Source organism: Priestia sp. TRM10, from assembly GCF_057808375.1.
The window spans coordinates 963,595-989,927 of sequence record NZ_JBJZOT010000015.1 but is presented as its reverse complement, the minus strand read 5'-3'; the positions used below and the strand labels follow the sequence as shown (position 1 = coordinate 989,927).

Annotated in this window: 31 protein-coding genes; 29 read left to right on the top strand and 2 right to left on the bottom strand. The window is 37.7% G+C overall.

The features are described from left to right. The first annotated feature begins 18 nt into the window (after window positions 1-18). The 24 genes from efp (at window position 19) to spo0A (ending at window position 20,469) form a co-directional block, all read left to right on the top strand. Window positions 19-576 (top strand): elongation factor P, encoded by a 558-nt coding sequence (gene efp / locus ACK3CR_RS21845; protein WP_019391528.1) that lies wholly within the window; start codon window positions 19-21, stop codon window positions 574-576. Window positions 577-688: 112 nt separating this feature from the next. Continuing rightward, window positions 689-970, top strand: a complete 282-nt coding sequence (locus ACK3CR_RS21840) for a YqhV family protein (RefSeq protein WP_061801950.1) — start codon at window positions 689-691, stop codon at window positions 968-970. A 67-nt stretch (window positions 971-1,037) separates the two neighbouring features. Next, a complete protein-coding gene (spoIIIAA, locus tag ACK3CR_RS21835; protein WP_243517744.1) occupies window positions 1,038-1,958 on the top strand; it encodes a stage III sporulation protein AA in 921 nt (306 codons plus the stop codon). Continuing rightward, window positions 1,955-2,467, top strand: a complete 513-nt coding sequence (spoIIIAB, locus tag ACK3CR_RS21830; RefSeq protein ID WP_243517746.1) for a stage III sporulation protein SpoIIIAB — start codon at window positions 1,955-1,957, stop codon at window positions 2,465-2,467. The genes spoIIIAA and spoIIIAB overlap by 4 nt, the downstream gene beginning before the upstream one ends. Window positions 2,468-2,487: 20 nt before the next feature. Beyond that, window positions 2,488-2,694, top strand: a complete 207-nt coding sequence (gene spoIIIAC / locus ACK3CR_RS21825) for a stage III sporulation protein AC (protein WP_019391532.1) — start codon at window positions 2,488-2,490, stop codon at window positions 2,692-2,694. Window positions 2,695-2,715: 21 nt separating this feature from the next. Then, on the top strand, window positions 2,716-3,102 hold the full coding sequence (gene spoIIIAD, locus ACK3CR_RS21820) for a stage III sporulation protein AD (RefSeq protein ID WP_019391533.1): 387 nt from the start codon (window positions 2,716-2,718) through the stop codon (window positions 3,100-3,102). Window positions 3,103-3,125: 23 nt separating this feature from the next. After that, window positions 3,126-4,298 carry a stage III sporulation protein AE gene (gene spoIIIAE / locus ACK3CR_RS21815; RefSeq protein WP_243517748.1) on the top strand — a complete coding sequence of 391 codons (1,173 nt, stop codon included), beginning with the start codon at window positions 3,126-3,128 and terminating at the stop codon, window positions 4,296-4,298. A gap of 11 nt (window positions 4,299-4,309) precedes the next feature. Continuing rightward, window positions 4,310-4,945 carry a stage III sporulation protein AF gene (gene spoIIIAF, locus ACK3CR_RS21810; protein WP_488976106.1) on the top strand — a complete coding sequence of 212 codons (636 nt, stop codon included), beginning with the start codon at window positions 4,310-4,312 and terminating at the stop codon, window positions 4,943-4,945. Next, window positions 4,935-5,600, top strand: coding sequence for a stage III sporulation protein AG (gene spoIIIAG / locus ACK3CR_RS21805; RefSeq protein WP_410914303.1), 666 nt, complete (start codon window positions 4,935-4,937; stop codon window positions 5,598-5,600). The genes spoIIIAF and spoIIIAG overlap by 11 nt, the downstream gene beginning before the upstream one ends. A gap of 5 nt (window positions 5,601-5,605) precedes the next feature. After that, complete coding sequence (locus ACK3CR_RS21800) at window positions 5,606-6,184, top strand: SpoIIIAH-like family protein (RefSeq protein ID WP_276517227.1); 579 nt, start codon at window positions 5,606-5,608, stop codon at window positions 6,182-6,184. 244 nt (window positions 6,185-6,428) lie between these two features. After that, entirely contained in the window at window positions 6,429-6,920 is a 492-nt protein-coding gene (accB, locus tag ACK3CR_RS21795; protein WP_019391538.1) for an acetyl-CoA carboxylase biotin carboxyl carrier protein, read from the top strand. A 13-nt stretch (window positions 6,921-6,933) separates the two neighbouring features. Beyond that, window positions 6,934-8,289: an acetyl-CoA carboxylase biotin carboxylase subunit gene (gene accC / locus ACK3CR_RS21790; protein ID WP_243517754.1), complete on the top strand. Its 1,356-nt coding sequence runs from the start codon at window positions 6,934-6,936 to the stop codon at window positions 8,287-8,289. Window positions 8,290-8,309: 20 nt separating this feature from the next. Next, a complete protein-coding gene (locus tag ACK3CR_RS21785; RefSeq protein ID WP_019391540.1) occupies window positions 8,310-8,714 on the top strand; it encodes an Asp23/Gls24 family envelope stress response protein in 405 nt (134 codons plus the stop codon). A 185-nt stretch (window positions 8,715-8,899) separates the two neighbouring features. After that, window positions 8,900-9,289 carry a transcription antitermination factor NusB gene (gene nusB, locus ACK3CR_RS21780; protein WP_040056772.1) on the top strand — a complete coding sequence of 130 codons (390 nt, stop codon included), beginning with the start codon at window positions 8,900-8,902 and terminating at the stop codon, window positions 9,287-9,289. A gap of 74 nt (window positions 9,290-9,363) precedes the next feature. Continuing rightward, on the top strand, window positions 9,364-10,215 hold the full coding sequence (gene folD / locus ACK3CR_RS21775) for a bifunctional methylenetetrahydrofolate dehydrogenase/methenyltetrahydrofolate cyclohydrolase FolD (protein WP_243517757.1): 852 nt from the start codon (window positions 9,364-9,366) through the stop codon (window positions 10,213-10,215). Between the two features lie 18 nt (window positions 10,216-10,233). Next, on the top strand, window positions 10,234-11,583 hold the full coding sequence (gene xseA, locus ACK3CR_RS21770; protein ID WP_019391543.1) for an exodeoxyribonuclease VII large subunit: 1,350 nt from the start codon (window positions 10,234-10,236) through the stop codon (window positions 11,581-11,583). Further along, a complete protein-coding gene (locus tag ACK3CR_RS21765; protein ID WP_019391544.1) occupies window positions 11,576-11,815 on the top strand; it encodes an exodeoxyribonuclease VII small subunit in 240 nt (79 codons plus the stop codon). Before xseA ends, ACK3CR_RS21765 begins: the two co-directional genes overlap by 8 nt. Next, on the top strand, window positions 11,812-12,690 hold the full coding sequence (locus ACK3CR_RS21760; protein ID WP_488976105.1) for a polyprenyl synthetase family protein: 879 nt from the start codon (window positions 11,812-11,814) through the stop codon (window positions 12,688-12,690). The genes ACK3CR_RS21765 and ACK3CR_RS21760 overlap by 4 nt, the downstream gene beginning before the upstream one ends. 203 nt (window positions 12,691-12,893) lie before the next feature. Next, complete coding sequence (gene dxs, locus ACK3CR_RS21755) at window positions 12,894-14,798, top strand: 1-deoxy-D-xylulose-5-phosphate synthase (RefSeq protein ID WP_488976104.1); 1,905 nt, start codon at window positions 12,894-12,896, stop codon at window positions 14,796-14,798. Continuing rightward, window positions 14,795-15,619, top strand: a complete 825-nt coding sequence (locus tag ACK3CR_RS21750) for a TlyA family RNA methyltransferase (RefSeq protein WP_243517763.1) — start codon at window positions 14,795-14,797, stop codon at window positions 15,617-15,619. Before dxs ends, ACK3CR_RS21750 begins: the two co-directional genes overlap by 4 nt. Window positions 15,620-15,817: 198 nt before the next feature. Then, window positions 15,818-16,267, top strand: a complete 450-nt coding sequence (gene ahrC / locus ACK3CR_RS21745; RefSeq protein WP_019391548.1) for a transcriptional regulator AhrC/ArgR — start codon at window positions 15,818-15,820, stop codon at window positions 16,265-16,267. A gap of 14 nt (window positions 16,268-16,281) precedes the next feature. Beyond that, a complete protein-coding gene (gene recN, locus ACK3CR_RS21740) occupies window positions 16,282-17,991 on the top strand; it encodes a DNA repair protein RecN (protein ID WP_488976103.1) in 1,710 nt (569 codons plus the stop codon). A gap of 163 nt (window positions 17,992-18,154) precedes the next feature. Further along, window positions 18,155-19,432 (top strand): SpoIVB peptidase, encoded by a 1,278-nt coding sequence (gene spoIVB, locus ACK3CR_RS21735; RefSeq protein ID WP_243517767.1) that lies wholly within the window; start codon window positions 18,155-18,157, stop codon window positions 19,430-19,432. A 245-nt stretch (window positions 19,433-19,677) separates the two neighbouring features. Then, window positions 19,678-20,469, top strand: coding sequence for a sporulation transcription factor Spo0A (gene spo0A, locus ACK3CR_RS21730; protein WP_019391551.1), 792 nt, complete (start codon window positions 19,678-19,680; stop codon window positions 20,467-20,469). A 62-nt stretch (window positions 20,470-20,531) separates the two neighbouring features. Here spo0A and ACK3CR_RS21725 read toward each other — a convergent pair whose 3' ends face one another. Next, entirely contained in the window at window positions 20,532-20,849 is a 318-nt protein-coding gene (locus ACK3CR_RS21725; RefSeq protein WP_019391552.1) for a winged helix-turn-helix transcriptional regulator, read from the bottom strand. A gap of 149 nt (window positions 20,850-20,998) precedes the next feature. On the opposite strand from ACK3CR_RS21725, the gene ACK3CR_RS21720 reads away from it, so the two are divergent. The 4 genes from ACK3CR_RS21720 to ACK3CR_RS21705 all read left to right on the top strand — a co-directional run bounded on the left by ACK3CR_RS21720 (window position 20,999) and on the right by ACK3CR_RS21705 (window position 23,750). Beyond that, window positions 20,999-21,385, top strand: coding sequence for a DoxX family protein (locus ACK3CR_RS21720; protein WP_019391553.1), 387 nt, complete (start codon window positions 20,999-21,001; stop codon window positions 21,383-21,385). Window positions 21,386-21,387: 2 nt separating this feature from the next. Next, window positions 21,388-22,230, top strand: a complete 843-nt coding sequence (locus ACK3CR_RS21715; RefSeq protein WP_243517769.1) for a VOC family protein — start codon at window positions 21,388-21,390, stop codon at window positions 22,228-22,230. 17 nt (window positions 22,231-22,247) lie between these two features. Then, a complete protein-coding gene (locus ACK3CR_RS21710; protein WP_243517772.1) occupies window positions 22,248-22,892 on the top strand; it encodes a nitroreductase family protein in 645 nt (214 codons plus the stop codon). A 144-nt stretch (window positions 22,893-23,036) separates the two neighbouring features. Then, complete coding sequence (locus tag ACK3CR_RS21705; protein WP_061801930.1) at window positions 23,037-23,750, top strand: glycerophosphodiester phosphodiesterase; 714 nt, start codon at window positions 23,037-23,039, stop codon at window positions 23,748-23,750. A gap of 38 nt (window positions 23,751-23,788) precedes the next feature. Here the strand turns inward: ACK3CR_RS21705 and ACK3CR_RS21700 are convergent, their stop codons facing one another. Then, complete coding sequence (locus ACK3CR_RS21700; RefSeq protein WP_019391557.1) at window positions 23,789-24,031, bottom strand: DUF2627 domain-containing protein; 243 nt, start codon at window positions 24,029-24,031, stop codon at window positions 23,789-23,791. 115 nt (window positions 24,032-24,146) lie between these two features. Between ACK3CR_RS21700 and ACK3CR_RS21695 the strand changes: the two genes are divergently transcribed. Beyond that, the gene (locus ACK3CR_RS21695) at window positions 24,147-26,192 is read left to right on the top strand and encodes a sigma-54 interaction domain-containing protein (RefSeq protein ID WP_243517775.1); all 2,046 of its coding nucleotides are present in this window, start codon (window positions 24,147-24,149) and stop codon (window positions 26,190-26,192) included. Window positions 26,193-26,333: the final 141 nt, after the last annotated feature.

Genomic DNA, 26,333 nt, shown 5'->3' with positions numbered 1-26,333 from the left:
AACTAGGAGGACTATTAGATGGTTTCAGTAAATGATTTTCGTACAGGGTTAACAATCGAAGTAGACGGAGGAATTTGGCAAGTAATGGAGTTCCAGCACGTTAAGCCAGGAAAAGGAGCTGCATTTGTTCGCTCTAAACTTCGTAACCTTCGTACAGGAGCTGTCCAAGAGAAAACATTCCGTGCAGGTGAAAAAGTAAACAAAGCACGAATCGATAATCGCAAAATGCAGTATCTATATGCAAATGGTGATCAACACGTATTCATGGATACAAACACATATGATCAAATTGAACTTCCGGAAGTTCAAATTGAATATGAGCTTAAGTTCTTAAAAGAAAACATGGAAGTAAGCATTATGATGTATGAAAGCGAAACATTAGGTGTTGAGCTTCCAAACAGTGTTGAGCTAACAGTAACAGAAACAGAACCAGGTATTAAAGGAGATACGGCTTCAGGTGGAACAAAACCTGCAACAGTTGAAACAGGTTTAGTTGTTCAAGTTCCATTCTTCGTAAACCAAGGAGACGTTCTTGTTGTTAATACAAGCGATGGAAGCTATGTATCACGTGCTTAATTGAAATTAAAAAGCAAGAGCCTAATAGGCTCTTGCTTTTTTTTTGCATAAAAGTCAAAAAAAAGCATAGGTTGTACTAATATTTTGCTCTTAGGCGAGGAGAAGTGAACAGATGAGGCCTTTTTGGAATATGTTTGATACAACAATTATTACGATGGCGTGTTTGCGCTTTATCTCAGGATTTATTGAGCTAACAGCAGCAGTGCTTATTCTTTTTGGGAACGATGTCAAGAAAGCTCTTTTTATCAACAGCTTGTTAGCTTTAATTGGGCCGCTCGTTATGTTGGCCTCTATTTCAATTGGTCTATTTTCCATCGCAGATCAGCTTTCATATGGAAAGTTTGTGTTTATTGGTCTTGGAGTAGCATTTATTTTTATTGGCATTTACAAATAGCGTTCTGGCATTAAAATAGCCAAGCTTGCATACATTGAAAATAACTAAGTAGGCGAGGGGATTAAGGATGGAATCAGTTTTAAGCGTACTTCCTCAACATGTCGTAGAGCTCCTCAGGCGCTATATAGATGAAGATGTGCAAGAAATTCGGCTAAGGATTAACCGTCCTATTGAATTAATCAAAAAAGACGAGCCTATTTTTTATTCCGTATTACCTGTAAAAGAGGATTTCGTATATATGCTTAGTCAACTTAGTCAATCATCGATGTACATGCTTGAAGAAGAGTTACAAAAGGGCTATATCACAATAAAAGGTGGACACCGTGTCGGACTAGCGGGGCGAGTCATTACTGAGAATGGCAAAGTAAAAGCAATTCGTGATATTACGTCATTAAATATTCGAATTGCACGTGAGAAAATTGGAATTGGAGAAAATCTAATCGACAGTCTTTACGATCGTAAATGGTTAAACACAGTCATTATTGGAGCTCCTCAATCTGGGAAAACAACCATGCTAAGAGATCTTGCCCGCCTTGTTAGCACAGGAGTAGAAAGAAAAAGAATTCCTTCGCAAAAAGTGGGGATTGTAGATGAACGATCGGAAATTGCAGGCTGTCTTGACGGAGTGCCACAGCATACGTTTGGCCCTCGGGTTGATGTGCTTGATGCCTGTCCAAAAGCAGAAGGAATGATGATGTTGATTCGTTCAATGAGTCCGAACGTTCTTATTGTAGATGAAGTTGGACGAGTAGAAGATACAGAAGCTATTTTGGAAGCTGTTCATGCAGGAGTTAGCTTAATTTTAACTGCTCATGGAAGCTCTGTTAAAGATATGGCAACAAGGCCTTCATTAAAAGCGCTAATAGACGCTTGCATTATCGACCGTTTTGTACTTCTTTCAAATCGAAATGGACCTGGCACTGTGGAAGGGGTTTTTCAGCAGGAAGTAAAACGAAAGAAAGATGGAATAGAAGGTGTAAGAAAATGAAACTTTTTGGGGCTTTGTTTATTTTAGTTGCGACAACATGGTTTGGATTTGATCTTGCAAAACAGCTCAATGCAAGACCAAAACAGCTTCGCCAGCTTAAAAGTGCTCTAAGATCACTTGAGGCAGAAATTATGTATAGTCATCGTCCTCTACCACAGATTGCCCGTTTATTAACAGAACAAGTACCAAAACCAATCGCTTCCTTTTTTGATTCTTTTGCAACATATTTAGAAAAAGGTCAAAAAAGTGCTGGAGAGGCTTGGCTGCTTAGTATAGAAGAAAATTGGCGTCTAACTGCTTTAAAGCAGGGGGAGAAAGAAGCTTTAAAACAATTTGGACAGACGCTTGGACAGCATGATCGGTATTCACAGCAAAAGCATATTGTGTTAACGCTTAACCATTTAGAGCGGGAGGAAGCAGACGCTGTTGACAGGCAAACGCGCTACGAGAAGATGGTGAAAAGCCTAGGGTTCCTAACAGGGTTATTGTTAGTCATTTTATTACTGTAGCTGTAGGAGGATGAAACAAAATGGGGGTAGACATCAATACCATTTTTCAAATTGCCGGAGTAGGCATTATCGTTGCTTTTTTAGTAACCGTTCTAGAACAAATGGGCAAAAAAGATTTTGCAAACTGGGTTACGCTCATTGGTTTTATTTATATTTTGTTTATGGTCGCGTCAATTGTACAAGACTTGTTTCAAAAAATTAAATCTGTATTCCTTTTTCAAGGCTAAAGGAGGTGATGGGAGATTGAAATGATCCAAATTGTTGGCCTTGGTTTAATTGCCACGTTTTTAACGATTATTTTAAAAGAACAAAAATCCTCCATCGCTTTTCTTCTTGTTGTATTTGTTGGCTGCGTTATTTTCTTGTTTCTCGTTGATAAAATCAGCGAAATTATTGGAATGGTTGAAGTCCTTTCGCGTCAAGCCGGGGTCAATGTTATATATGTAGAAACTATTTTAAAGATTATTGGGATTGCTTATATTGCTGAATTCGGCGCTCAAATTACGAAAGATGCTGGACAAGGTTCCATTGCTTCAAAAATCGAGTTAGGAGGGAAAATCCTCATTTTATCAATGGCAATACCAATTTTAACAGTAGTGATTGAAACCATTATTTCAATGTTGCCAACAACCTAATGAATGAGGATTGAGGTGCGCACATGAAAAAGAAAAAAAGCTTATTTTGTTTAGTGTTGCTGCTTTTTCTTTTTTTTCTACCTGACAGTGTACAAGCTTTTCCAAATGCTGATGAAATGGTAGATGAACAAGTGGATCAGCTTGGCATTGATGAGATAAAAGGGTTTTGGAATAATATCATGACAGAGTATGGTGGTTTTTTGCCGGAAAGTCAGAAAGGAAGTCTTGTCGAGTTTTTGAAAGGAGACAAAGAACTTTCGTTAGAGGAGTGGTTGAAAGGGCTTATGAAGTTCTTTCTTCATGAAATTATTGCAAATGGAAAACTCCTCGGTACGCTCATTATGCTCACAATCTTTTGCGTATTCCTCCAGAATCTTCAGAATGCATTTGAGAAAACAACCGTTAGTAAAGTAGCTTATGCACTTGTTTATCTTGTGCTTATTGTCATTGCTTTAAATAGCTTCCACATTGCTATCTCATATGCAACGGAAGCTATACAGACGATGATTCATTTTATTATCGCGCTTATTCCTCTTCTTCTAGCTCTTATGGCTTCTTCGGGAGGCGTGATGTCAGCCGCTTTTTTTCATCCAGTTATTATTTTTCTTATGAACACAAGCGGATTGCTTATTCAGTATGTTGTAATGCCGCTTTTATTTCTTTCTGCCCTGTTAAGCATTGTAAGTACAATTTCAGAACAATACAAAGTGACACAGCTTGCTCAGCTTATGAGAAATGTGAGTATTGGAGTTCTTGGTGGGTTTCTCACTATTTTTTTAGGCGTTATTTCTGTTCAGGGGACAAGCTCGGCTGTAGCAGATGGGATCACTGTGAGAACCGCAAAATTTATTACAGGAAACTTTGTTCCTGTTGTAGGACGGATGTTTACAGATGCAACAGATACAGTATTAAGTGCCTCTCTTCTATTGAAAAATACGGTGGGCCTTGTTGGAGTAGCGATTTTACTTTTTATTACAGCTTTTCCTGCTCTTAAACTCCTTTCAATTGCGATTATTTACAAGCTTGCTGCAGCTCTGATCCAGCCTGTTGGAGGAGGACCAATCATCTCCTGTTTGAGCATCATTAGCAGAAGCGTTATTTATATTTTTGCTGCTCTTGCTGTTGTTTCTTTAATGTTTTTCTTATGTATTACGCTTGTTATTACTGCAAGTAATATTACGATGATGGTCAGATAAGGAGGGTGTTGATGGGAGCGTTAACAGAATGGGTTACAAATATTATTCTGTTTATCTTGCTTGCTACCATTATTGATCTGTTGTTACCAAGCTCATCTATGCAGAAGTACGCAAAGATGGTTATTGGTCTACTTCTTATGCTTATTATTTTGACACCTGTTTTCAGCATATTCAAAGTGAACGTTGATAAACTGTTTACCGCCATTAACTCTTCTTCTATCTCTCAAGAAAACTCTTCAAAAAATTTGCTAGATTTAAAGAAAAAAGAAATACAAGCGTCACAAGATGCATATATTTTAGAACAGATGGCTGTCCAACTAGAAGAGGGAGTAAAAGAGGAGTTGGTGAAGGAATATGGAGTAGAAGTTTCAAGCGTAGAAATTCATATGAAAGACGAGAAAGGTGAAAAAAGTTTTGAAAATATTAGTTCCATCTCTCTGTCTGTTCAGCCAAAGGAGAATAAGCATACAGCATCAGTCTCAGAAGTTGAAGTTGTTTCCATTAATACGTCGGAACCTATTAAAAAAGAGAAAACAGAAAACGACGAGAAGCTAAAGAAAGTACAAAGTTTTCTTTCTAAAAAATGGGATATGGATAAAAAACAAATTATAGTCACAATGGGAGGAGGAGAAGCAGATGAGCGATAAGGAGAGCAACAAGAAAAAGAACTTCTTAGCGAGACTATCTTCTTCAGATCCACCTAAGAAAAACCGCAAGCTTGCATATGTGATTTTACTTTTGGCCGCTGGGGTTTTTGTCATGCTCTATGGGAATTTTCAAAGCTCAACAACAAAACCAGACGCCGTTGAAACGAAAGGCTCAGGAGATAGCCAACAAGAAACAGAGGAAGTAGAAACGTTTGGAAGTGGAAAAGAAAAGCAGGCTAGAACAATTTCAGACTATGAAAAAAAATACGAAGCAGAACTTACAGATGTGCTAGAAAGTATGATTGGCATTGATAATGTGCAAGTATTTGTAAATGTTGATGCTACAGAAGAGAAAGTTTATGAGCATAACACAGTAAACCAAAGTCAAACAACAGAAGAAAATGACCGTGAAGGCGGTACAAGGAATATTGAAGATAACTCAGTGGATCAACAGCTCGTTATTGTTCGTAACGGTGATAAGGAACAGCCCGTTGTTGTAAAAACATTAAAACCTGATATTAGGGGCGTTCTTGTCGTTGCGAAGGGAGCTGATAATATAAAAGTGAAAAAGTCGGTTGTGGACGCAGTTACGAGAGTGCTCGATGTTCCAAGTCATCGCGTGGCAGTCACGCCTAAAAAGACGAAGGGGGATTAAATTATATGTTGCTGAAAAAACAAACCGTTTGGTTATTAACAATGCTTAGCTTAGTTGTTGTTTTATCTGTTTATTATATTACGTCTCCAAGCCCACAGAGTGATAACGTCGCTTTTACAGATAAAGAAGAAAGTAAAGAAAAAGAAAGCGCAAAGCAAACGGATAAAGAAACAGAGCAAAAGGGAGCTTCAACAACAGAGAAAAACGGTGAAACAGTTGTTTCAACTGTGGAAAATGAAGACCAATTTTTGGCGATGCGCATGCAAATTACAGACGAGAGAAGTAAAGAAATTGAGAAACTTGAGGACGTTGTCGCATCAAATGAGGCTTCAGTAGAAGAGAAAAGTGAAGCAAAGGACAAAGTAGAAGAACTTTCAAAACTTAATGAAAAAGAGCAAACAATTGAAACATTAATCAAAGAAAAAGGGTATGATGATGCCCTTGTACGCGCTGAAGAAAATGGTGTACGTATCGTTGTAAAATCAAAAGAAGATAGCAAAAAACAAGCAAATGAAATTATGAATATCGTGACGCAAGAAATTGGAGCTAAGAAAGTAGCGGTAGAATTTGAGCCTATTAAATAATGAAATAAAAAAAGGCGACTTCTGTCGCCTTTTTTTTTATTTGAACTTATTTTGCATCCGAAGCAAGACTGAAATATAATAGTTAATGATAACACTAGGTAATAACTAGTACATTGTCAAAAAAAAGAAGTTTACTTAAAATAGAAAAGGACGGTTGTCCAAAGCATACGGCTGTTGAAATTTTAAGGGCAGTTAGCGTATGATGTTAAGTATTCACTAGTCGATGAAATGGAGTGTAAAAGAGATGTTAAAAATTCAAGAGATTCGCGAAATTATTCGCCTTGTTGATCAGTCATCTATCGAAGAATTTATGTACGAGCATGAAGGATCAAAAATTAAGTTGAAAAAGAAGGGTGCTCTTGCAGCACAACAGAAAGTAGTTATTCAGGAACAGCCTGTTCAACAAATACCGGCTCAGCCATCAGTGCAGCCTGTTGTGCAACAAAATGAACCACAACAACCGGTACATACAGAAGAGAAAAAAGAAGAGAGTAACCTTCATAAAATTACATCACCAATGGTTGGAACTTTTTATAATTCTTCTTCACCAGAAGCAGGTCCATATGTTCAAACGGGAACCAAAGTTAAACAAGATAGCGTAGTTTGTATTGTGGAAGCGATGAAACTATTCAACGAAATTGAGGCTGAGGTAACAGGAGAAATCGTTGAAATACTTGTTGAAAATGGTCAGCTTGTAGAATATGGTCAACCACTTTTCTTAGTTAAACCAGAATAAAGGGAGATCAATTATGATAAAAAAATTGCTTATTGCGAACCGCGGAGAAATCGCCGTAAGAATTATCCGCGCATGTAAAGAATTAAATGTCGAGTCTGTTGCGATTTATTCAGAAGCAGATAAAGAGTCACTGCACGTTCGTCTTGCTGATGAAGCATATTGTGTAGGTCCTACCGCTTCAAAAGACAGCTACTTAAATTTCACAAATATCATGGGTGTTGCAATGCTTACAGGATGTGATGCGATTCACCCTGGTTACGGATTTTTATCTGAGAACGCTGATTTTGCTGAGCTTTGCCGTGAGTGTAACGTAACGTTTGTTGGACCAACATCAGAGTCCATTTCAAAAATGGGTACAAAAGATGTGGCAAGAGAAACAATGCGTGAAGCAGGTGTACCGATTGTACCTGGATCTCAAGGAATTATTGAAAGTGTGGAAGATGCAGTTACAATTGCAGAGGAAATTGGGTATCCTGTAATTATTAAAGCAACAGCAGGCGGAGGCGGAAAAGGAATCCGTGTTGCGCGTGACGAATCTTCTTTAAGAAAGGGTGTAGAAATTACACAGCAAGAAGCCGCAACAGCATTTGGAAACCCAGGGGTTTATTTAGAAAAGTATATCGAAGATTTCCGCCACGTTGAAATCCAAGTGTTGGCAGATGAATTTGGTAATACCATTCACCTTGGTGAACGTGATTGCAGTATTCAGCGCCGTCTTCAAAAATTAGTTGAAGAAACGCCTTCTCCAGCCCTTGATGGAGAAATGCGTGCGAAAATGGGAGAAGCTGCTGTTAAAGCAGCACAAGCTGTTCAATATAGAGGGGCTGGAACAGTGGAATTTATCTATGACTACCGTGAAAGAAAGTTCTATTTCATGGAAATGAACACGCGTATCCAAGTTGAACATCCAGTGACAGAAATGGTAACAGGTATTGACTTAATTAAAGAGCAAATCAAAGTGGCAAACCATGAGAAGCTTTCGTATACGCAAGAAGACGTTACATTTTCTGGATGGGCAATTGAATGCCGTATCAATGCTGAAAACCCAGCGAAAAACTTCATGCCATCTCCAGGGGAAATCAATATGTATCTTCCTCCAGGCGGTTTTGGCGTTCGTGTTGATTCTGCGGTATACTCAGGGTATAAAATTCCGCCTTTCTACGATTCAATGATTGCTAAATTAATTGTTCATGCTCCAACGCGCGAAGAAGCTGTTGCAAGAATGAGAAGAGCTCTAAGCGAGTTTGTTATTGAAGGCGTAGATACAACAATTCCGTTTCATTTAAATTTATTTCAACATGAGAAATTCATTGAAGGGGAATTTAATACGAAGTTTCTAGAAGAACATGAGGTAATGAAAAGTAAGTAATTCTCAAGGAGGAATAGCCTATGAACGAAAATCATGTGTTAGATATGGGAGAAAATGAAAATGCGTTAGGGAAAGTAGAAATCGCTCCTGAAGTGATTGAAGTTATCGCAGGTATTGCCGCATCTGAAGTAGCAGGCGTTGGCCAAATGCGCGGAAACTTTGCGTCTGGCGTTGTTGAGAAGCTTGGGAAAAAGAATCACGGCAAAGGCGTCAAAGTAGAGCTTAGTGAAGAAGGCATTAAAATTGATGTGTTCTGCTCTATGAACTATGGCGTTTCTATTCCAACGGTTGCAAGTCAAGTTCAAGATAACATTCGAGAAGCGTTGAAAAATATGACAGCACTCGAATTAGCAGAAGTTAACGTTCATATCGTGGGCGTAATCTTTGAATCTCCTCAAAAGGAAGAAGAGATTGATTCTATCTAATGAAGGGGCTGCTCTTACAATAAGAGCAGCTTTTTTGCGAGTTTCTTTCTTGTTGTTTCCAATTCTTATTTCTGTGAAGATTCGGAAAATAACAATACGTGGATACGTTATGTACTCACGGTAGGAAACTATGCTATTATCAGGATATGATAATTGGATAAGTTAAAAAAGGAGTATACCTATTTATGAAAAGACGTACAGCAAGGGAAAAAGCGCTTCAAGCTCTTTTTCAATGTGAGATTGGCCAAAATAGCCCTGAAGAAGCTATTGACAATGTAGTAGAAGAGGAAGCGGTTGATGCGTTTTTACGTCAGCTTGTTCTTGGTGTGTCAGAAAACAAAGAAGAGATTGACAGCTTGATTAGCGCAAACCTTGAAAAATGGACGCTAGATCGTCTAGCGAACGTTGACCGTATTATTTTAAGACTTGCGGTTTATGAAATGAAATATGAAGAAGACATTCCCCAAAATGTAAGCATTAATGAAGCCATCGAACTTGCAAAGACGTTTGGCGATGATCAATCAGGTCGTTTTATCAATGGCGTATTATCTAAAATCTCAGCATCAAATAGTTAAAAATCTTTTATAAAAGATTTAAAATAAAGTTATAAAACAACATACAGAGATGACAGAGAAGGAGAGAATGATCAATGAGTGCACAATTAATTAATGGTAAAGAACTAGCAAGTGAGAAGCGAGAAAGTATGAAAAAAGAAGTTGAAATGCTAAAGGAGCAAGGAGTTAAACCAGGCTTAGCTGTTATATTAGTTGGACAAGACCCTGCTTCAGAAACATATGTACGCAGTAAACATCGCGCTTGTGAAAATACAGGTATTCATTCGGTTTCAATCAAACTTCCAGATACAGTATCAGAAGAAGAACTACTTGGTCATATTGACAAGTTAAATGAAGATGATGCAATTGATGGAATTTTAGTTCAGCTTCCACTTCCAAAACATATTAATGAAGATGCTGTCATCGAGCGCATTTCTCCTAAAAAGGACGTTGATGGTTTTCATCCAATCAGCGTTGGTAAAATGATGATTGGTCAAGAAACATTCTTGCCATGTACTCCACATGGCGTATTAGAAATGGTTAGAAAAACAGGTATTGAAGTATCTGGAAAACACGTTGTTGTGATTGGGCGCAGCAATATTGTTGGTAAACCTGTTGGACAATTATTCTTAAATGAAAATGCAACGGTAACATACTGTCACTCTAGAACACAAAACATGCAAAAGCACACAAGAGATGCAGATATCCTAATTGTTGCGGTTGGAATTCCAAACTTTGTTAAAGCTCAAGATGTAAAAGAAGGAGCGGTTGTGATTGATGTTGGAATTAACCGCGTAGACGGAAAGCTTTGTGGAGACGTAGATTTTGAAGAAGTAAAAGAAGTTGCTGGTGCTATTACACCTGTTCCAGGTGGAGTAGGTCCGATGACAATTACAATGCTTTTAGAAAATACAATCCAGTCAGCAAAAGCTCGCGTTCGTTCTTAATAACAAGGGGGAAGTGTCATGAGCGAATTAAAGCCTTTAACAATTACGGCTTTAACGAAATATATCAAACGAAAATTTGACGTTGATCCCCATTTGCAAGATGTTTGGCTGAAAGGGGAAATCTCAAATTTTAAACAGCATAGCAGAGGGCATATGTATTTTACCTTAAAAGACGAGCATGCCCGCATGTCTGCTGTGATGTTTTCAAGTCAAAATAAAAATTTGCCTTTTACCCCTGAAAACGGTATGAAAGTTCTTGCAAGGGGAGAAGTTTCAGTTTACGAAGGAAGCGGCAATTATCAGCTTTATATTCGCGACATGCAGCCTGACGGAGTAGGAAGTCTTCATCTTGCTTATGAGCAGCTGAAGAATAAATTAGAGGGAGAAGGGCTTTTTGATCCTAGGATTAAAAAGCCTCTCCCTCTTTATCCTAACCTCGTTGGAGTTGTGACCTCTCCAACAGGAGCAGCTGTAAGGGATATTATGACAACGATTAAACGGAGATATCCTGTTGCTCAAATTATTTTAATTCCAGCTCTTGTACAAGGTGATCGCGCTCCTGCTTCAATTGTAAGTGGAATTAAAAAGGCGAAGGATATAAACGCGGATGTGCTGATTATCGGACGTGGCGGTGGTTCTATTGAAGAACTTTGGGGATTTAACGATGAAAAAGTTGCCCGAGCTATATATGAGTCAACTCTTCCTATTATTTCAGCTGTAGGTCATGAAACAGATTTCACGATCGCTGATTTTGTAGCTGACATGCGTGCTCCAACTCCTACTGCAGCAGCTGAACTAGCTGTGCCTAATTTAACGGAGGTACTTGAACGAATTAGCCAGCGGAAAATCCGCTTAACAAGAGCAATTTCGTCTCATATTACCGCAAAAAAGACGCGTTTAGAACGTACAGAGAAGTCGTATGCTTTTCGATATCCAACAAAGCTGCTAGAACAAAAGGAGCAGCAATTGGATCTTTTGCTTGATCGTTTACATAAGGAAAGTAAGCGTATTGCTATGAGAAAGGAAGAAAAGTTCTCTTACATAAAGCGTCGTCTTCTTACACATCATCCATATGCAAGGTTAAAAGAAGCTGACAGAGAACGAGAACGTTTAACACGCTTGTTACAAAAAGATATAACAACAGTGTTGAATGCTAAAAAGATGTTGTTGTCTTCTCAGATGGCAAAGCTAAATGCGCTCAGTCCGTTAAAGATTATGGAGCGTGGATATAGTCTTGTATACAATGAAGAAGAAAAGCTTGTGAAAAGCACAAAAGGTGTAGCAAAAGGTGAAACGGTAACGCTACGCTTGAAAGATGGGTCCATTGATTGTCTTGTAGAAGACATAAGGAGTGGTGAGAATGAGTGAAGAAAAAGAATATACATTTGAAGAAGCGATGGAAGAACTTGAAAAAATTGTTGATAAACTTGAAGAAGGTGACGTTCCTTTAGAAGAAGCTATTGACCGATTTCAAGAAGGAATGAAACTTTCAAAATTTTGTCATGATCGACTTCAAAAAATTGAAACACAAATGGAGCAAATCTTGCAAGAAGATGGAAATCTTGCTCCTTTCTCTGTTGGAGAGGAAGGTGACAAATGATCGCGCTTGAGAGCTATTTAAAAGAATATAAAAAGTTAGTCGAAGAGCTTCTCCCGACGCAAATCGAAGCGCTGCAGATGCCAAGTTTGCTGAAAGAATCAATGTTATACTCTCTAACAGCAGGCGGAAAGCGCATTCGTCCAATTCTTCTTTTAGCAACGCTTGAAGCATTCGGGAAAGATAAATCCCTTGGTTATGAAGCGGCATGTGCTGTTGAAATGATTCACACATACTCATTAGTTCATGATGACTTGCCAAGCATGGATGATGATGATTTAAGAAGAGGAAAGCCAACAAACCATAAAGTGTTCGGAGAAGCAGCCGCTATTTTAGCTGGCGATGCTTTGCTAACCTATAGCTTTCAAATCGTAACAAAAGCTAACCTTTCTCCAGAAATTAAGTTGCTTGTGATTGAAGAGTTAGCACGTGCAGCAGGTGCTGAAGGAATGGTTGGGGGGCAGATGGCTGATATTGAAGGCGAAGAGAAAAAGCTTTCGTTAAAAGAGTTAGAATACATCCATGAACATAAGACAGGAAAACTCCTTTCTTTTGGGATTATTGCTGGAGCAATTATTGCAGGAGCATCGGAAAATCAGCTTAGTCATTTGAAACATTTCAGCTATCATCTTGGTTTAGCTTTTCAAATTCAAGATGACATCTTAGATATTGAAGGAAATGAACAGCTTCTTGGTAAACCTGTTGGAAGTGATACAGGTAATGATAAAGCAACATATCCAGCTCTTTTAGGTATGGAAAATGCAAAAGAGAAATTAAAGTATCATATGGATCAAGCCATTATGGAGCTTGAAAAAGCTGAAATTCAAGATAGCATGTTAAAAGAGCTTTCTTATTACATCGCATGGCGTCAGCAATAAAAGAATATCAAAAGCTAAAGATTGAGCTTGAGATGTTTTTATGCTACAATAATGTCACAATTATGCTATGGAGTGTTTAGTTTTTTTTGAAAATTAGAAAGTGATTCTTTCTTGCCGTTATCACGTTTGTGTTAGCGGCTCTTTTTTCAAGGAAGGCTACTAAAGTAGTGTGGCTAACTAAGTACGAAAGTGAGTGATCCGATTTGGATCTTACGTCAATAAAAAATCCGGCATTTTTAAAGAAAATGTCTACTAGTGAATTAGAGTCACTTGGAGAAGATATTCGACGCTTTTTGATCGAGAATCTGTCCGTTACAGGGGGCCACATTGGTCCGAATCTTGGGGTTGTTGAATTAACAATTGCGCTTCATAAAATTTTTGATAGCCCAAAAGACAAGTTTTTATGGGATGTTGGACATCAATCATATGTCCATAAAATTTTAACTGGCCGTGCCTGTAAATTCGATACATTACGTAAATACAAAGGATTATGTGGATTTCCGAAACGAAATGAAAGCGAACATGATGTTTGGGAAACAGGTCACAGTTCAACGTCTTTATCAGCGGCAATGGGAATGGCTATTGCAAGAGATCTGAAGAAAACAGATGATTATATCATTCCGATTATTGGTGATGGAGCTTTAACAGGTGGAATGGCTTTGGAAGCTTTAAACCACATTGGACATGAGCAAAAAGACATGATCGTTATTTTAAATGATAATGAAATGTCTATTGCCCCAAACGTTGGTGCACTGCATAATGTGCTAGGTCGTTTGCGCACAGCTGGCAAATATCATTGGGTTAAAGATGAGCTTGAGTTTTTACTTAAAAAAGTTCCATCTGTTGGAGGACGTTTAGCTTCAACAGCTGAACGTGTAAAAGATGGTCTAAAGTATATGTTTGTATCGGGCATGTTCTTTGAAGAACTTGGGTTCACATATCTTGGTCCTGTTGATGGGCACAACTATGAGGAACTGTTCGATAATCTTCGCTATGCTAAAAAAACAAAAGGTCCTATCCTTGTGCATGTTTTAACGAAAAAAGGAAAAGGATACTTGCCTGCTGAAAGCGATAAAATTGGAACATGGCATGGTACAGGCCCTTATAAGATTGAATCAGGTGACTTCATTAAACCAAAAGACACGCCTCCAGCGTGGAGTAAAGTTATCAGCGATACTGTTCAAAAAGTAGCACGTGAAGATGACAGAGTTGTTGCAATAACACCAGCTATGCCTGTTGGTTCAAAGCTTGAAGCTTTCCAAAAAGAATTTCCTGAGCGCATGTATGATGTAGGAATTGCTGAACAACATGCCACAACTGTAGCAGCAGGACTTGCTACACAAGACATGAAACCGTTTTTAGCTATCTATTCAACATTTTTACAGCGTGCATATGACCAAGTTGTGCATGACGTATGTCGTCAAAACTTGAACGTTTTCTTTGGTATTGATCGAGCAGGTCTTGTGGGAGCTGATGGTGAAACACATCAAGGCGTATTTGACATTGCCTTTATGCGCCATATTCCAAACATGGTTATGATGATGCCGAAAGATGAAAATGAAGGCCAACATTTAGTGTACACAGCTCTTCAATATAACGATGGTCCAATTGCAATACGTTATCCACGTGGAAATGGACTTGGTGTTCCAATGGATAAAGAACTAAAAACAATTTCAATTGGAACGTGGGAAGTGTTAAAAGAAGGGCATGATGCCACAATCTTAACATTTGGTCCTTCAATTGAGATGGCCATGGAAGCTCGTGAAAAGATGGCGAAGAACGGAGTATCTGTTAAGATTGTAAACGCTCGTTTTATTAAGCCGCTTGATCATAATATGCTCCATGAGCTTTTTAAAGAAAATAAACCGATCATGACTATTGAAGAAGCTGTTTTAGAAGGTGGCTTTGGAAGTGCTGTATTAGAGTTTGCTTCAGATCATGGGTATGATAGTTCACTTATTGATCGCATGGGAATTCCAGACTACTTTGTAGAGCATGGAAGCGTTGATCGCCTTCTAGAAGAAATTGAGTTTACAACAGAACATGTTGTAACTCGTTTACAAAAGCGTGTGAACGTAAAAAAGACTAAAGGACTTGAAGCAAGGTGACCAAAAAAGAACGTGTAGATGTGTTATTGGTGGAGCGTGGCTTAGTGGAAACACGTGAAAAAGCTAAACGCACTGTCATGGCAGGTCTCGTATATACAAATGAACAAAGATTAGATAAACCTGGAGAAAAAATTTCAGTTGATACACCTCTTACTGTAAAAGGAAAAGTAATGCCTTATGTAAGCAGAGGAGGATTTAAACTCGAAAAGGCGCTTAAGGAATTTGATCTTACTGTAAAAGATAAAGTTATGTTAGATATCGGAGCATCGACAGGTGGCTTTACAGATTGCGCTCTTCAAAATGGAGCACAGCTTTCTTATGCGCTTGATGTGGGATATAATCAGCTTGCATGGAAAATGCGTCAAGATGAGCGTGTGGTTGTGATGGAAAGAACAAATTTCCGCTATGTAACACCAGATCAGCTACAGTTTGGAATGCCGCAATTTGCTTCTATTGACGTTTCTTTTATTTCTTTAAAATTAATTTTTCCGGTTCTTAAAACATTACTTGTTCCAAATAGTGATGTTGTTGCTCTTGTGAAACCACAGTTTGAAGCAGGACGCGAGCAAGTTGGGAAAAAAGGAATTGTCAGAGATCGAGCTGTACATGAAGATGTACTCCAAGAAATTTGTACATTTGTTCTTCATGAAGGATATGATATTGCTTCTTTGACGTATTCTCCAATTACAGGGGGAGATGGAAATATTGAATTTCTTCTTCATCTAAAGTGGAGTGGAGAAAAAGAAGTTGGCGAAACTTTTTCTGAAACAACAATAGAACAAGCCGTAACAGAAGCGCATGCGGCTTTAAAAAAAGGGTAATAAATTAAGCGGTGCTTTTTATAGCGCCGCTTAAAGTTTGTCATGGCTTGCTTTAGAAGTTGTCTAAGCCGCGATAATTAGCTAACATAGTATTACATACATTGTTTTGTGAAAAAGGGAGAGCTTATAAAAAAACAAGAAAACTTTTTCTTATACATAGCTATAATTCAAATTCAAAGATTATGTGAGGTGTAAATGATGAATAAAGGACAGCGACATATTAAAATTAGAGAAGTTATTGCAAATAACGATATTGAAACACAGGATGATTTAGTCGATATTTTAAAAAGCTTAGGTTTTAATGTTACACAAGCAACAGTTTCCCGTGATATTAAAGAACTTCATCTTGTAAAAGTGCCAATGCTTGATGGGCGCTACAAATATAGCTTACCAGCTGACCAGCGTTTTAATCCTCTTCAAAAATTAAAGCGTGCTCTTACAGATGCATTTATAAAAATTGATGCGGCTGAGAATTTGCTTGTTATGAAAATGTTGCCAGGTAATGCAAACGTAGTTGGAGCTCTTATTGATCACTTAGATTGGGAAGAAATTTTAGGAACAATTTGTGGAGACGATACGTGTTTAATTATTTGTAGAACGTCTGAGGAAGCCAAAACGATTTCAAATCGCTTTTTAGAAATGCTGTAGGGATGTGAGTAGGAGTGTTAGCCGAACTATCGATTAAAAACTTTGCAATTATCGAAAGCCTATCTCTTTCATTTGAAAAAGGATTAACTGTTTTAACAGGGGAGACAGGGGCTGGAAAGTCTATTATTATTGATGCGATTCATTTACTTGTTGGAGGACGAGGCTCTGCTGAATTTGTTCGACACGGTACGGATCGAGCAGAAATAGAAGGGCTGTTTTTAATTGAAAAAAGCCATCCTTGCTTTGAAAAAGCAGAGTCGCTTGGAATTGAAGTGGAGGATGAGATGGTTGTGCTAAGGCGCTCGATTACAGCGAGCGGAAAAAGCATTTGTCGCATTAACGGAAAGCTTGTGACACTTGCAATTTTACGTGAAGTCGGTGGAACGCTTGTTGATATTCACGGGCAGCATGAACATCAAGACCTTATGAATGGTGATCGACACTTAACATTGCTTGATCAATATGGTGGTTCGACTATTGAAAAAGCGCTAGGGGTATACGGTTCGCTTTATGATGAATACATAAGTCTGAAAAAACAAATGGAAAAGCTAACGGAAAATGAGCAGCAAAGGGCCCATAGGCTAGACTTAATTCAGTTTCAGCTCAATGAAATCAAAACAGCTGAACTTGTACCAAAAGAAGATGAGAATCTTTTTGAAGAGAAAATTAAAATTTCGAACTATGAAAAGATTTATAGCTCGCTCAGAGATGCTTATTATGCTTTGCACGGGGAACAAAGAGGGCTTGATTTAGTATCTGTTGCAATGAACAACACAGGTGAGATTGCTGACCTAGAAGATGACTATAAAGAAATTTCAGAAACAGTGTCAAACTGTTTTTATCAACTTGAAGACGTTTCATACAGCATTCGCCAACAGCTTGATGCTTTAGAATTTGATCCAAATCGGCTTGATATTATTGAAGCTAGATTAAATGAGATCAATCACTTAAAGAGAAAGTACGGACAATCGGTGGAAGAGATTTTAGCATATGCTGATGCTATTGAAGAAGAAATTGATACGATTCAAAATAGAGATACGCACATTTCTAAAATTGAAAAACAGCTTGAGGCATTGATGAGTGAACTTTTTAAAGAAGCGAAAAATGTTTCTCATATTCGACAAAAGCTGGCTGAAGAGTTAACAGAAAAGATTCATCATGAGCTTCAAGCTCTTTATATGGCTAAAACCGTATTTAAAATTCAGTTTGCTAAACGTGGAGAAGAAGTGCCCCTTAGTGAAAAAGATGTAAAATTTACGAAAAGCGGAATTGATCATGTGGAGTTTTACATCTCAACAAACCCTGGTGAACCGTTGAAGCCTTTATCAAAAGTAGCGTCAGGAGGAGAGCTTTCTAGAATTATGCTCGCGCTTAAAAGTATTTTCTCACATCATCAAGGTGTAACATCTATTATTTTTGATGAAGTAGACACAGGAGTAAGTGGGCGAGTTGCTCAAGCTATTGGAGAGAAGATTTACCAAATCTCAACAGGTTCACAAGTTTTCTGTATTTCTCATCTGCCACAGGTTGCAGCGATGGCTGATACGCACTTATTTATTGCTAAAAAGTCTGTGAATAATAGAACGCAAACAAGCGTTACACCGCTTAGTTCTAATGAAAAAATTATTGAAATTGGCCGTATGATCGCAGGAGTTGAAGTGACAGATTTAACAAAAGAACATGCAAAAGAGCTGCTTGAGCTTGCACATCAGCTGAAAAAGTAGGGAGACAAATTCTCCCTACTTTTTCTCGTTTTTCGTAGTTATAATTGTGCGCAAAGAAGGTAACATTAAAGACATAAGCAAAAGCTTCATTTTACAATCTCAGGTGCTTATTTATTCAACGAAGAAGTGTGTGTGGCAGGAAGCGAGGAGAGTGAAATGTTCAATGGATAGATATAGAAAATGGATAGGAACAATTCTCCTTGTTTCGCTCATCGTAATAGGTTTTATACCAAGTGTGCAGCAATATGTAAAAATCCCAACAAACATCACCCTTTTTGAAAATCAAACGTTGCCCATTCAGTCCGCTCAGCAAGTGTCATCAAATCAGCCAAATGTTTCAGTAGAACCTGAAAAGGAAAGTTCAACATGGCAAGTCAGTGGTAATAATGCTGGAGAAAGCAAACTCGTTGTCCAAGCAGGCGCTTTTCCAGCAAAAGAAGTTGATGTAAAAGTTCTTCCTGATTTTAAAGTATATCCAGGAGGACAATCGATTGGAGTAAAACTTAACTCTAAAGGTGTTCTTGTTGTTGGATATCATCAGGTTGATACAAAAGACGGAAAAAAATCTCCAGGTGAAATTGCAGGAATCCAAGTTGGAGATATGATTACTGAAATTAACGGGAAAAACATCGAGAAAATGAGTGATGTAACTCCGTTTATCAAACAAGCAGGAAAAAGTGGGGATCCACTTAACATCACAGTTACTCGTGATGACCAAAGTATTAAAACAAAACTTTATCCATTGAAGGATAAAGGAGATTATGCTTATCGAATTGGACTATATATTCGTGATTCAGCAGCTGGTATTGGTACGATGACTTTTTTTGAGCCAAATTCGAAAAAATATGGAGCTCTTGGTCATGTGATTTCGGATATGGATACGAAAAAGCCGATTGTTGTGAAAGATGGACAGATTATGAAGTCAACGGTCACGTCGATTGAAAAAGGAAGTGACGGAGCTCCTGGAGAGAAGCTTGCTCGTTTTTCTTCGGAACGTTCTGTAATTGGTGACATTACGCGCAACAGTCCGTTTGGTATTTACGGGAAATTAACGGAACAAGTAGAAAACAACATTGTGAACAAACCCCTTCCTATTGCGCTTTCAAATCAAGTGAAAAAGGGGCCAGCCAAAATCTTAACCGTAATTGAAGAGAATAAAGTAGAAGAGTTTAGTGTCGAAATTGTAAGTACAGTTGATCAGAAGTTTCCAGCAACAAAAGGAATGGTAGTTAAAGTAACAGATCCAAAACTTCTCGAGAAAACGGGAGGAATTGTGCAAGGCATGAGTGGAAGCCCTATTATTCAAGATGGTCGCTTAGTTGGTGCTGTAACTCACGTTTTTGTTAACGATTCAACATCAGGGTACGGGGTCCATATTGAATGGATGCTAAACGAAGCAGGAATAGACATTTATGAACATCCACGACAAAAGGCGAGCTAATTATAGTTCGTCTTTTTTGTCATTTCTTCTTTTCTAAACAGAAACTTTTTGACCTTTGTCATATTGTTTAAAGTGCTGACATTTCTTATCAATATAACAGTATTTTTGTTAAAATGGTGGAAGGAATCACCTTTTATCCAAAAAATAAAAGGAAATGGTCTTGCATTGTCGAATTGTTCATTTAGAATAAGTTTAGAGACCTATCGACACAGTAGATTATTATATGGGATCGAGGAGGAGTTATATTGAAAAAGATTAAGGTTTGCTTAGTTGATGATAACCGTGAACTCGTGAGCTTATTAGAAGATTACCTCTCAACACAAGAAGATATTGAAGTTGTAGGGGCTGCTTATAATGGCCAAGAGTGCCTTTCGTTAGTCAAAGAGCAAAAACCTGATGTGTTGCTATTAGATATTATTATGCCCCATTTAGATGGGATAGCGGTATTAACAAAATTGAGAGAGATGGAGCTTGAAAAAGCACCTAATGTCATCATGTTAACTGCGTTCGGACAAGAAGATGTAACAAAGAAAGCCGTTGACTTAGGTGCTGCATACTTCATCCTTAAACCGTTCGATATGGAAAATCTCGTCAACAATATCCGCCAAGTGAGCGGAAAAGCGCCAACTTTTACAACTCGCCCACAAAATTCAGCAATTAAAGTGCAACGAGAAAATAAGAGCAATAACTTAGATGCAAATATTACGAGCATTATCCATGAAATTGGCGTACCTGCTCATATTAAAGGATATATGTACTTACGAGAAGCTATTGCAATGGTATATAGAGATATTGAGCTACTCGGCTCTATTACAAAAGTTTTATATCCAGACATTGCTAAAAAATATAACACAACAGCAAGTCGCGTTGAGCGTGCTATTCGTCATGCAATTGAAGTTGCATGGAGCAGAGGAAATATTGAATCGATCTCTTCACTTTTCGGTTATACAGTAAGCATGAGCAAAGCAAAACCAACAAATAGCGAATTTATCGCAATGGTAGCAGATAAATTACGCCTTGAACATAAAGCAAGTTGAAAGGGTTAGACCTTTTTGGCGCAAAAAAGACCAATGATTAGTCATTGGTCTTTTTTTGTAATTTAGTTTTGCGCTTCTAACCAGTTTTGTGACCACTTCTCAATTTCATTCATAAGCGGTTCTAGTGCTGCTCCTTTTTCCGTTAAGGAATATTCAATTCTCACGGGTGTCTCAGGAAACACTTCGCGTTTTACAATTCCTTCATGTTCAAGATCTTTTAAGCGTTCAGACAGCACACGACCGCTAATTCCAATGGATGATTCAATATGACAAAAGCGCTGTGGACCTGTTAGAAGTTGATAAATAACTAATCCAGTCCATCTTTGACTTAATATGCTCATAGCTTTTTCGAAACGTGGGCAAATTAATGATCTATCCAAATGTATCACTCCCTACCTTCTATTATAATCATTAAAATGAATAATTAAATGATTTTGACTCAGAAAGTTACTTGACATAAATTAATAACAAAAATATAATAACTTACATAAAGTAAGTTAATAACAAACAGAGAAAAGGAGCAAGTATAATGACAGGATATAGAGTAGGTTCAGCACTTTTACGTGTGTTTTTAGGAATTACATTTTTTATTCATGGACTTCAAAAATTTCAGGGAGGAATTGAAAATACGGTTGCTTTCTTTGAAAGTGTCGGTTTTCCAGGATTCTCTGCTTACGTTGTAGCAACAATCGAATTAGTTGGTGGAATTCTTATGGTTCTAGGTGTGGGAACCCGTATTATTGCAGCTTTGTTCTTCTTCGTTTTAGCAGGAGCTATTCTAAAAGTTAAGCTATCAGCAGGTTTTGTTGGTGGATATGAAGTTGACCTAGCGTTACTTGTTATGGCTGTTCATCTAGCAATTGTTAAAAACACAGCATATTCACTTGAAAATTTGTGGGCAAAGAAGGAAAAATAAAGATGAAATTTCAACGCTATCCAATTCAACATGTGGAACTTAAAGTTGAAAATTTAGAACGATCCCTTTCTTTCTATAAAAAAGTGATTGGATTTTCTGTATTAAAAAAAACGGAGAAAGAAGCTTTTCTGACAGCAGATGGTGAAACAAGTTTGCTTTCTTTAAAAGAGCTTGAACACTATAGTCCAAAGCAAGGAAAAACAACAGGACTTTATCACTTTGCTATTTTATTACCAGAACGCATGTACTTAGCTTCAATTCTAAAGCACTTTTTGAAACAAGGCATTGAGCTTGGCGCATCTGACCACCTCGTAAGTGAAGCACTTTATTTATCAGATCCAGATGGAAACGGAATTGAAGTGTATGCTGATCGTGATTCATCAACATGGAAGTGGCAAAATAATGAAGTTGTTATGGATACAAAACCACTTGATGGACACAATCTTTTAAATGAGCTTCCAAAGGATGAAGAGTGGAAAGGTCTCCCGCATAAAACTCTTATTGGACATATCCATCTTCATGTTCGTAGTCTTGAAGAAGCGGAGAAGTTTTATAAAGAAGGTTTAGGTCTTGATATTGTAACGAATTACGGAGGGCATGCGCTTTTTCTTTCTTTTCATCGTTATCATCATCATATTGGAGTTAACGTTTGGGCAGGTAAGGATGCTAAAAATCCACAACCTGAACATGTAGGTTTAAAATCATTTGCTCTTTTTTACGATACGAAAGAGCAAAGAGACAAAGCGATTGAAAGATTAATTTCTCTTGGGTTCCATGTAAAAGTACAAGATGATGTATTTACAGTCGAAGACGAGAGTGGAAATAAAATAAAATTAGTTTTCTGATATAAGGAGGAGAAACGATGGGATTTTTACAAAAAGTGTTCGGAAGTGCACAAGAAGAAACAAAAGGAACTAACTTTTATGAGGCTGTAGAAAGTCGACGTTCAATTTATGGGATTAGCAATGAGCAAGTTATCTCAGATGAAAGATTGAAAGAAGTTATTGAACATGCTGTAAAACATACACCATCTTCTTTTAATTCGCAAAGTGCATCTGTTGTCGTATTAACAGGGGAAAGCCATAAAAAACTTTGGGATATTACAACAGAAACGCTTCGTAAAATTGTGCCAGAAGATGCTTTTAGCGAAACAGAAAATAAAATGAATGGCTTTAAAAGCGGTTATGGGACTGTGCTGTTTTTTGAAAATATGGATGTTGTCCAATCACTTCAGGAACAGTTCCCATCATATGCAGAAAATTTTCCACTCTGGTCTTTACAATCAAGTGGAATGTTGCAACACGTTATTTGGACAGCACTGGAAGTAGAGGGATACGGCGCATCTCTTCAACATTACAATCCATTGATTGATGAAGAAGTGAAGAATGAGTGGAATGTACAAGGGAATTGTAAATTGATTGCCCAAATGCCGTTTGGGAAGCCAACTAGCGCACCAGGTGAGAAAACGTTCAAACCATTAGCAGAACGAGTTTCTTTCTATAACTAATGAAAAAAGCTAACCACTTACTTGTGGTTAGCTTTTTTGTGTGAGCGGAAAAGGAAAGGAATGCTTCTAGCAGTAGAACATTTACTGAAAATCATGTAAAGTAAAAGCGTACAGAATATGCAAAAACTTAAGGGAGTGAGAAGTATGGAAATTATCGGCCACCGTGGTGCAGCAGGAACATGTCCTGAGAATACAATGGTTTCATTTCAACGAGCAATTGAAGAAGGTGCAAGTGGAATTGAACTTGATGTTCACCTTTCAAAAGACGGAGAAATTATTGTTATTCATGATGAAACAGTAGACAGAACAACAGATGGCAAAGGATACATAGGGGAACTCACTTACAAAGATATTCGCAAGTTAAATGCAAAATATAAGTTTAAAGAGCATAATAAATGTATGGTTCCATCATTGCCTGAAGTGTTTGAATGGGCAAAGGAAGAAACGTTTTTTATAAATATTGAATTGAAAAATAATGTTATCGAATATCCGCTTTTGGAGTGGAAAGTGATTGATTTAGTTCATCAATATGGATTGAAAGATCGAATTGTTTTTTCTTCTTTTAATCATAATAGTTTGGCACGCGTACTTAGCTATGATTCTCGTTTTGAAACAGCTGTTTTGTATTCCCATAAACTTTTTGAACCGTGGCACTATGCAAAACATCTAGGAAGTGATGGTCTTCATCCAAATAGTAGGAACGTTACAGAGGTTGTTGTTAAAGCAGCTCATAAAGAAGGTCTTAAAGTCCGTCCTTACACAGTGAATAAAAAAGAGGAAATGCTAGAAATGAAAAAAGCTGGATGTGATGCAATTGTGACAGATTATCCTAAAAGGGCTATTGAGTTATTGAAATAACGACTAAAAGGCGGCTATTTCCCGCCTTTTTTGTTCATCTACTTCCAAGGCCGTTGAAAGCGTCGCTGAACTTTTTTTCGTTTCCGATCGCGATAAAGAACAAATCCTGCTACAAAGCTTAGGCCGCTTGCAAATAGAATAAAGCCTATGAAAAATTGCAGTGGAAGGGAAGTAAAAGGTTCGACAGTTTGACCAAAAAGCATATCTCGCATCAATTTAATCCCAAATGCAGCAATAACCCCTGGGATAACCATAACAAGCAAAGCAATAATACGAATCATATAAAGTATGCTCCTTTCCTTAAAGGCGTCGATATAAATATATTCGAGTTTTTGATTTGCTTATCCTTTTTTAGAAAAAAGTAAAACGACTTTTATAAACGATAAGGTGATGTTAATGCAAAATGTATTAATTGTTGGAGGTGGAAAAGGAGGGACTTCTCTTCTTAAATTGCTTCTCCAGTCCGATTCATTTAAAGTAATCGGAATGATTGACTATAACGAATGGGCAGAGGGGGTGTTACTCGCACAAAAGGAACGAATCTCAACAGGAAGAGAATGGAGTTCTTTTTTAACAGAGGCTGTTGATATTGTTATTGATACAACAGGAGATGAGAGCGTATTTCAAAAAATACGAGCAAAAAAACACAATCATACTGTTCTTATTCCAGGAACAGTTGCTTTCATTATTGCTTCTCTGCTTGAGGATAAGGAAGAACTTATTGAAACTCTGCAGCAAGAATCATATAAACAAGAGCTCATTTTTAATGCAACACATGACGGAATGATCGCGATTGATGAAAAAGGGATTGTGACTCTTTTAAATGAAAGTGCAGAGCATATGACCAATTTAAAAGCAAAGGACGTTGTTGGTAAGCATATTCATGAAACAATGCCATCAAGTGAGCTTATTGAAACTCTTCATACAAGACGAGTTGATAAAGATCAAAAATTCACTCTTGATAACGGGAGAAATATCATCACATCACGTGTTCCTCTTGTGGATGAGAAAGGACATCTTTACGGAGCTTTTTCAATTTTTAAAGATGTGACAGATGTTGCTCATTTAGCAGAAGAGCTTACAAATGTAAAAGAACTTCAAACAATGCTTCAAGCAATTATCCAATCTTCTGAAGAAGCAATCTCTGTTGTGGATGAAAAAGGACACGGTATTTTAATTAATAAAGCATATACAAAGATGACAGGATTAAAAGAAGAAGATGTAATCGGTCTTCCGGCAACGGCAGATATTTCAGAAGGGGAAAGCATGCATATGAAAGTGCTTAAAACACGTCGTCCTGTCCGCCGCGTTCGTATGAAAGTTGGTCCACATAAGCGTGATGTTTTCGTGAACGTGGCACCAATTATTGTAGACGGAATTTTAAAAGGAAGCGTTGGTGTTATCCATGATGTATCTGAAATTACAGAGTTAACGAATGCTTTGAAAAGAGCGCGCCAAATCATTCGTACGCTTGAAGCGAAATATGCATTTGAAGATATCATTGGTTCATCAGAAGCATTCATGCTCTCGATTCAGCAGGCAAAGTTAGCGGCAAAGACGCCTGCTACAGTGCTCCTAAGAGGAGAATCTGGAACGGGAAAAGAACTTTTTGCGCATGCTATTCATAATGAAAGTGACCGAAAATATAACAAATTTGTTAGAGTGAACTGTGCGGCTATCCCCGAATCTTTACTTGAAAGTGAACTTTTTGGTTATGAAGAAGGAGCATTTTCAGGTGCAAAGAGAGGGGGAAAGAGAGGGCTTTTTGAAGAAGCTCATAACGGAAGTATCTTTCTAGACGAAATTGGGGAACTTTCGGCAAATACGCAAGCAAAGCTTTTACGTGTTCTACAAGATAGTGAAATCATCCGTGTTGGCAGTACTGTGCCAAAACCAATTGACGTAAGGGTTATTGCAGCTACAAATGTCAATCTTGAACGAGGTATTACAGAAGGTAAAATACGAGAAGATTTATATTATCGTTTAAGCCAAATTCCGATTCAAATTCCTCCTTTACGCGAGCGCAAAAAAGATATTAAAGAGCTTTGTGATCACTTAATTCGAAAAATTAATGCTGATTATGGACGCAATGTAGAAGGAATTACAGATAGAACGCTAGCTTATTTGCAATCGTATGATTGGCCAGGTAATGTTCGTGAGCTTGAAAATGTGTTAGGAAGAGCAATTATTTACATGGAAATGAATGAACAATTGATAGATGTTGAACATATTCCGACTCTTGAAAGAAAGAAAAAGGTAGCTTCAAACGATGAAAAGAAAGTAGCAACAGATAAGTCGTTAGCCGTTCTTTTAGAAGAGCATGAAAAGAAAATTTTAGCCCAAGCCTTAGCAGAAAATAAAGGAAGCAGAACAAAAACAGCAAAGCAACTTGGCATCTCCATTCGCTCTTTTTACTATAAACTAGAAAAATATCAGCTCTAAATTCTACACAAAAATAAAATTCATGTTATAATTTGCATGCAGTAAATTGCTCAACCTGCAATTTATTGCATGTTTTTTCTTTTTCAACGAGTGATATTTCATACATATAGTGCTGGCACGCTTTTTGCAATAAGTATAGAG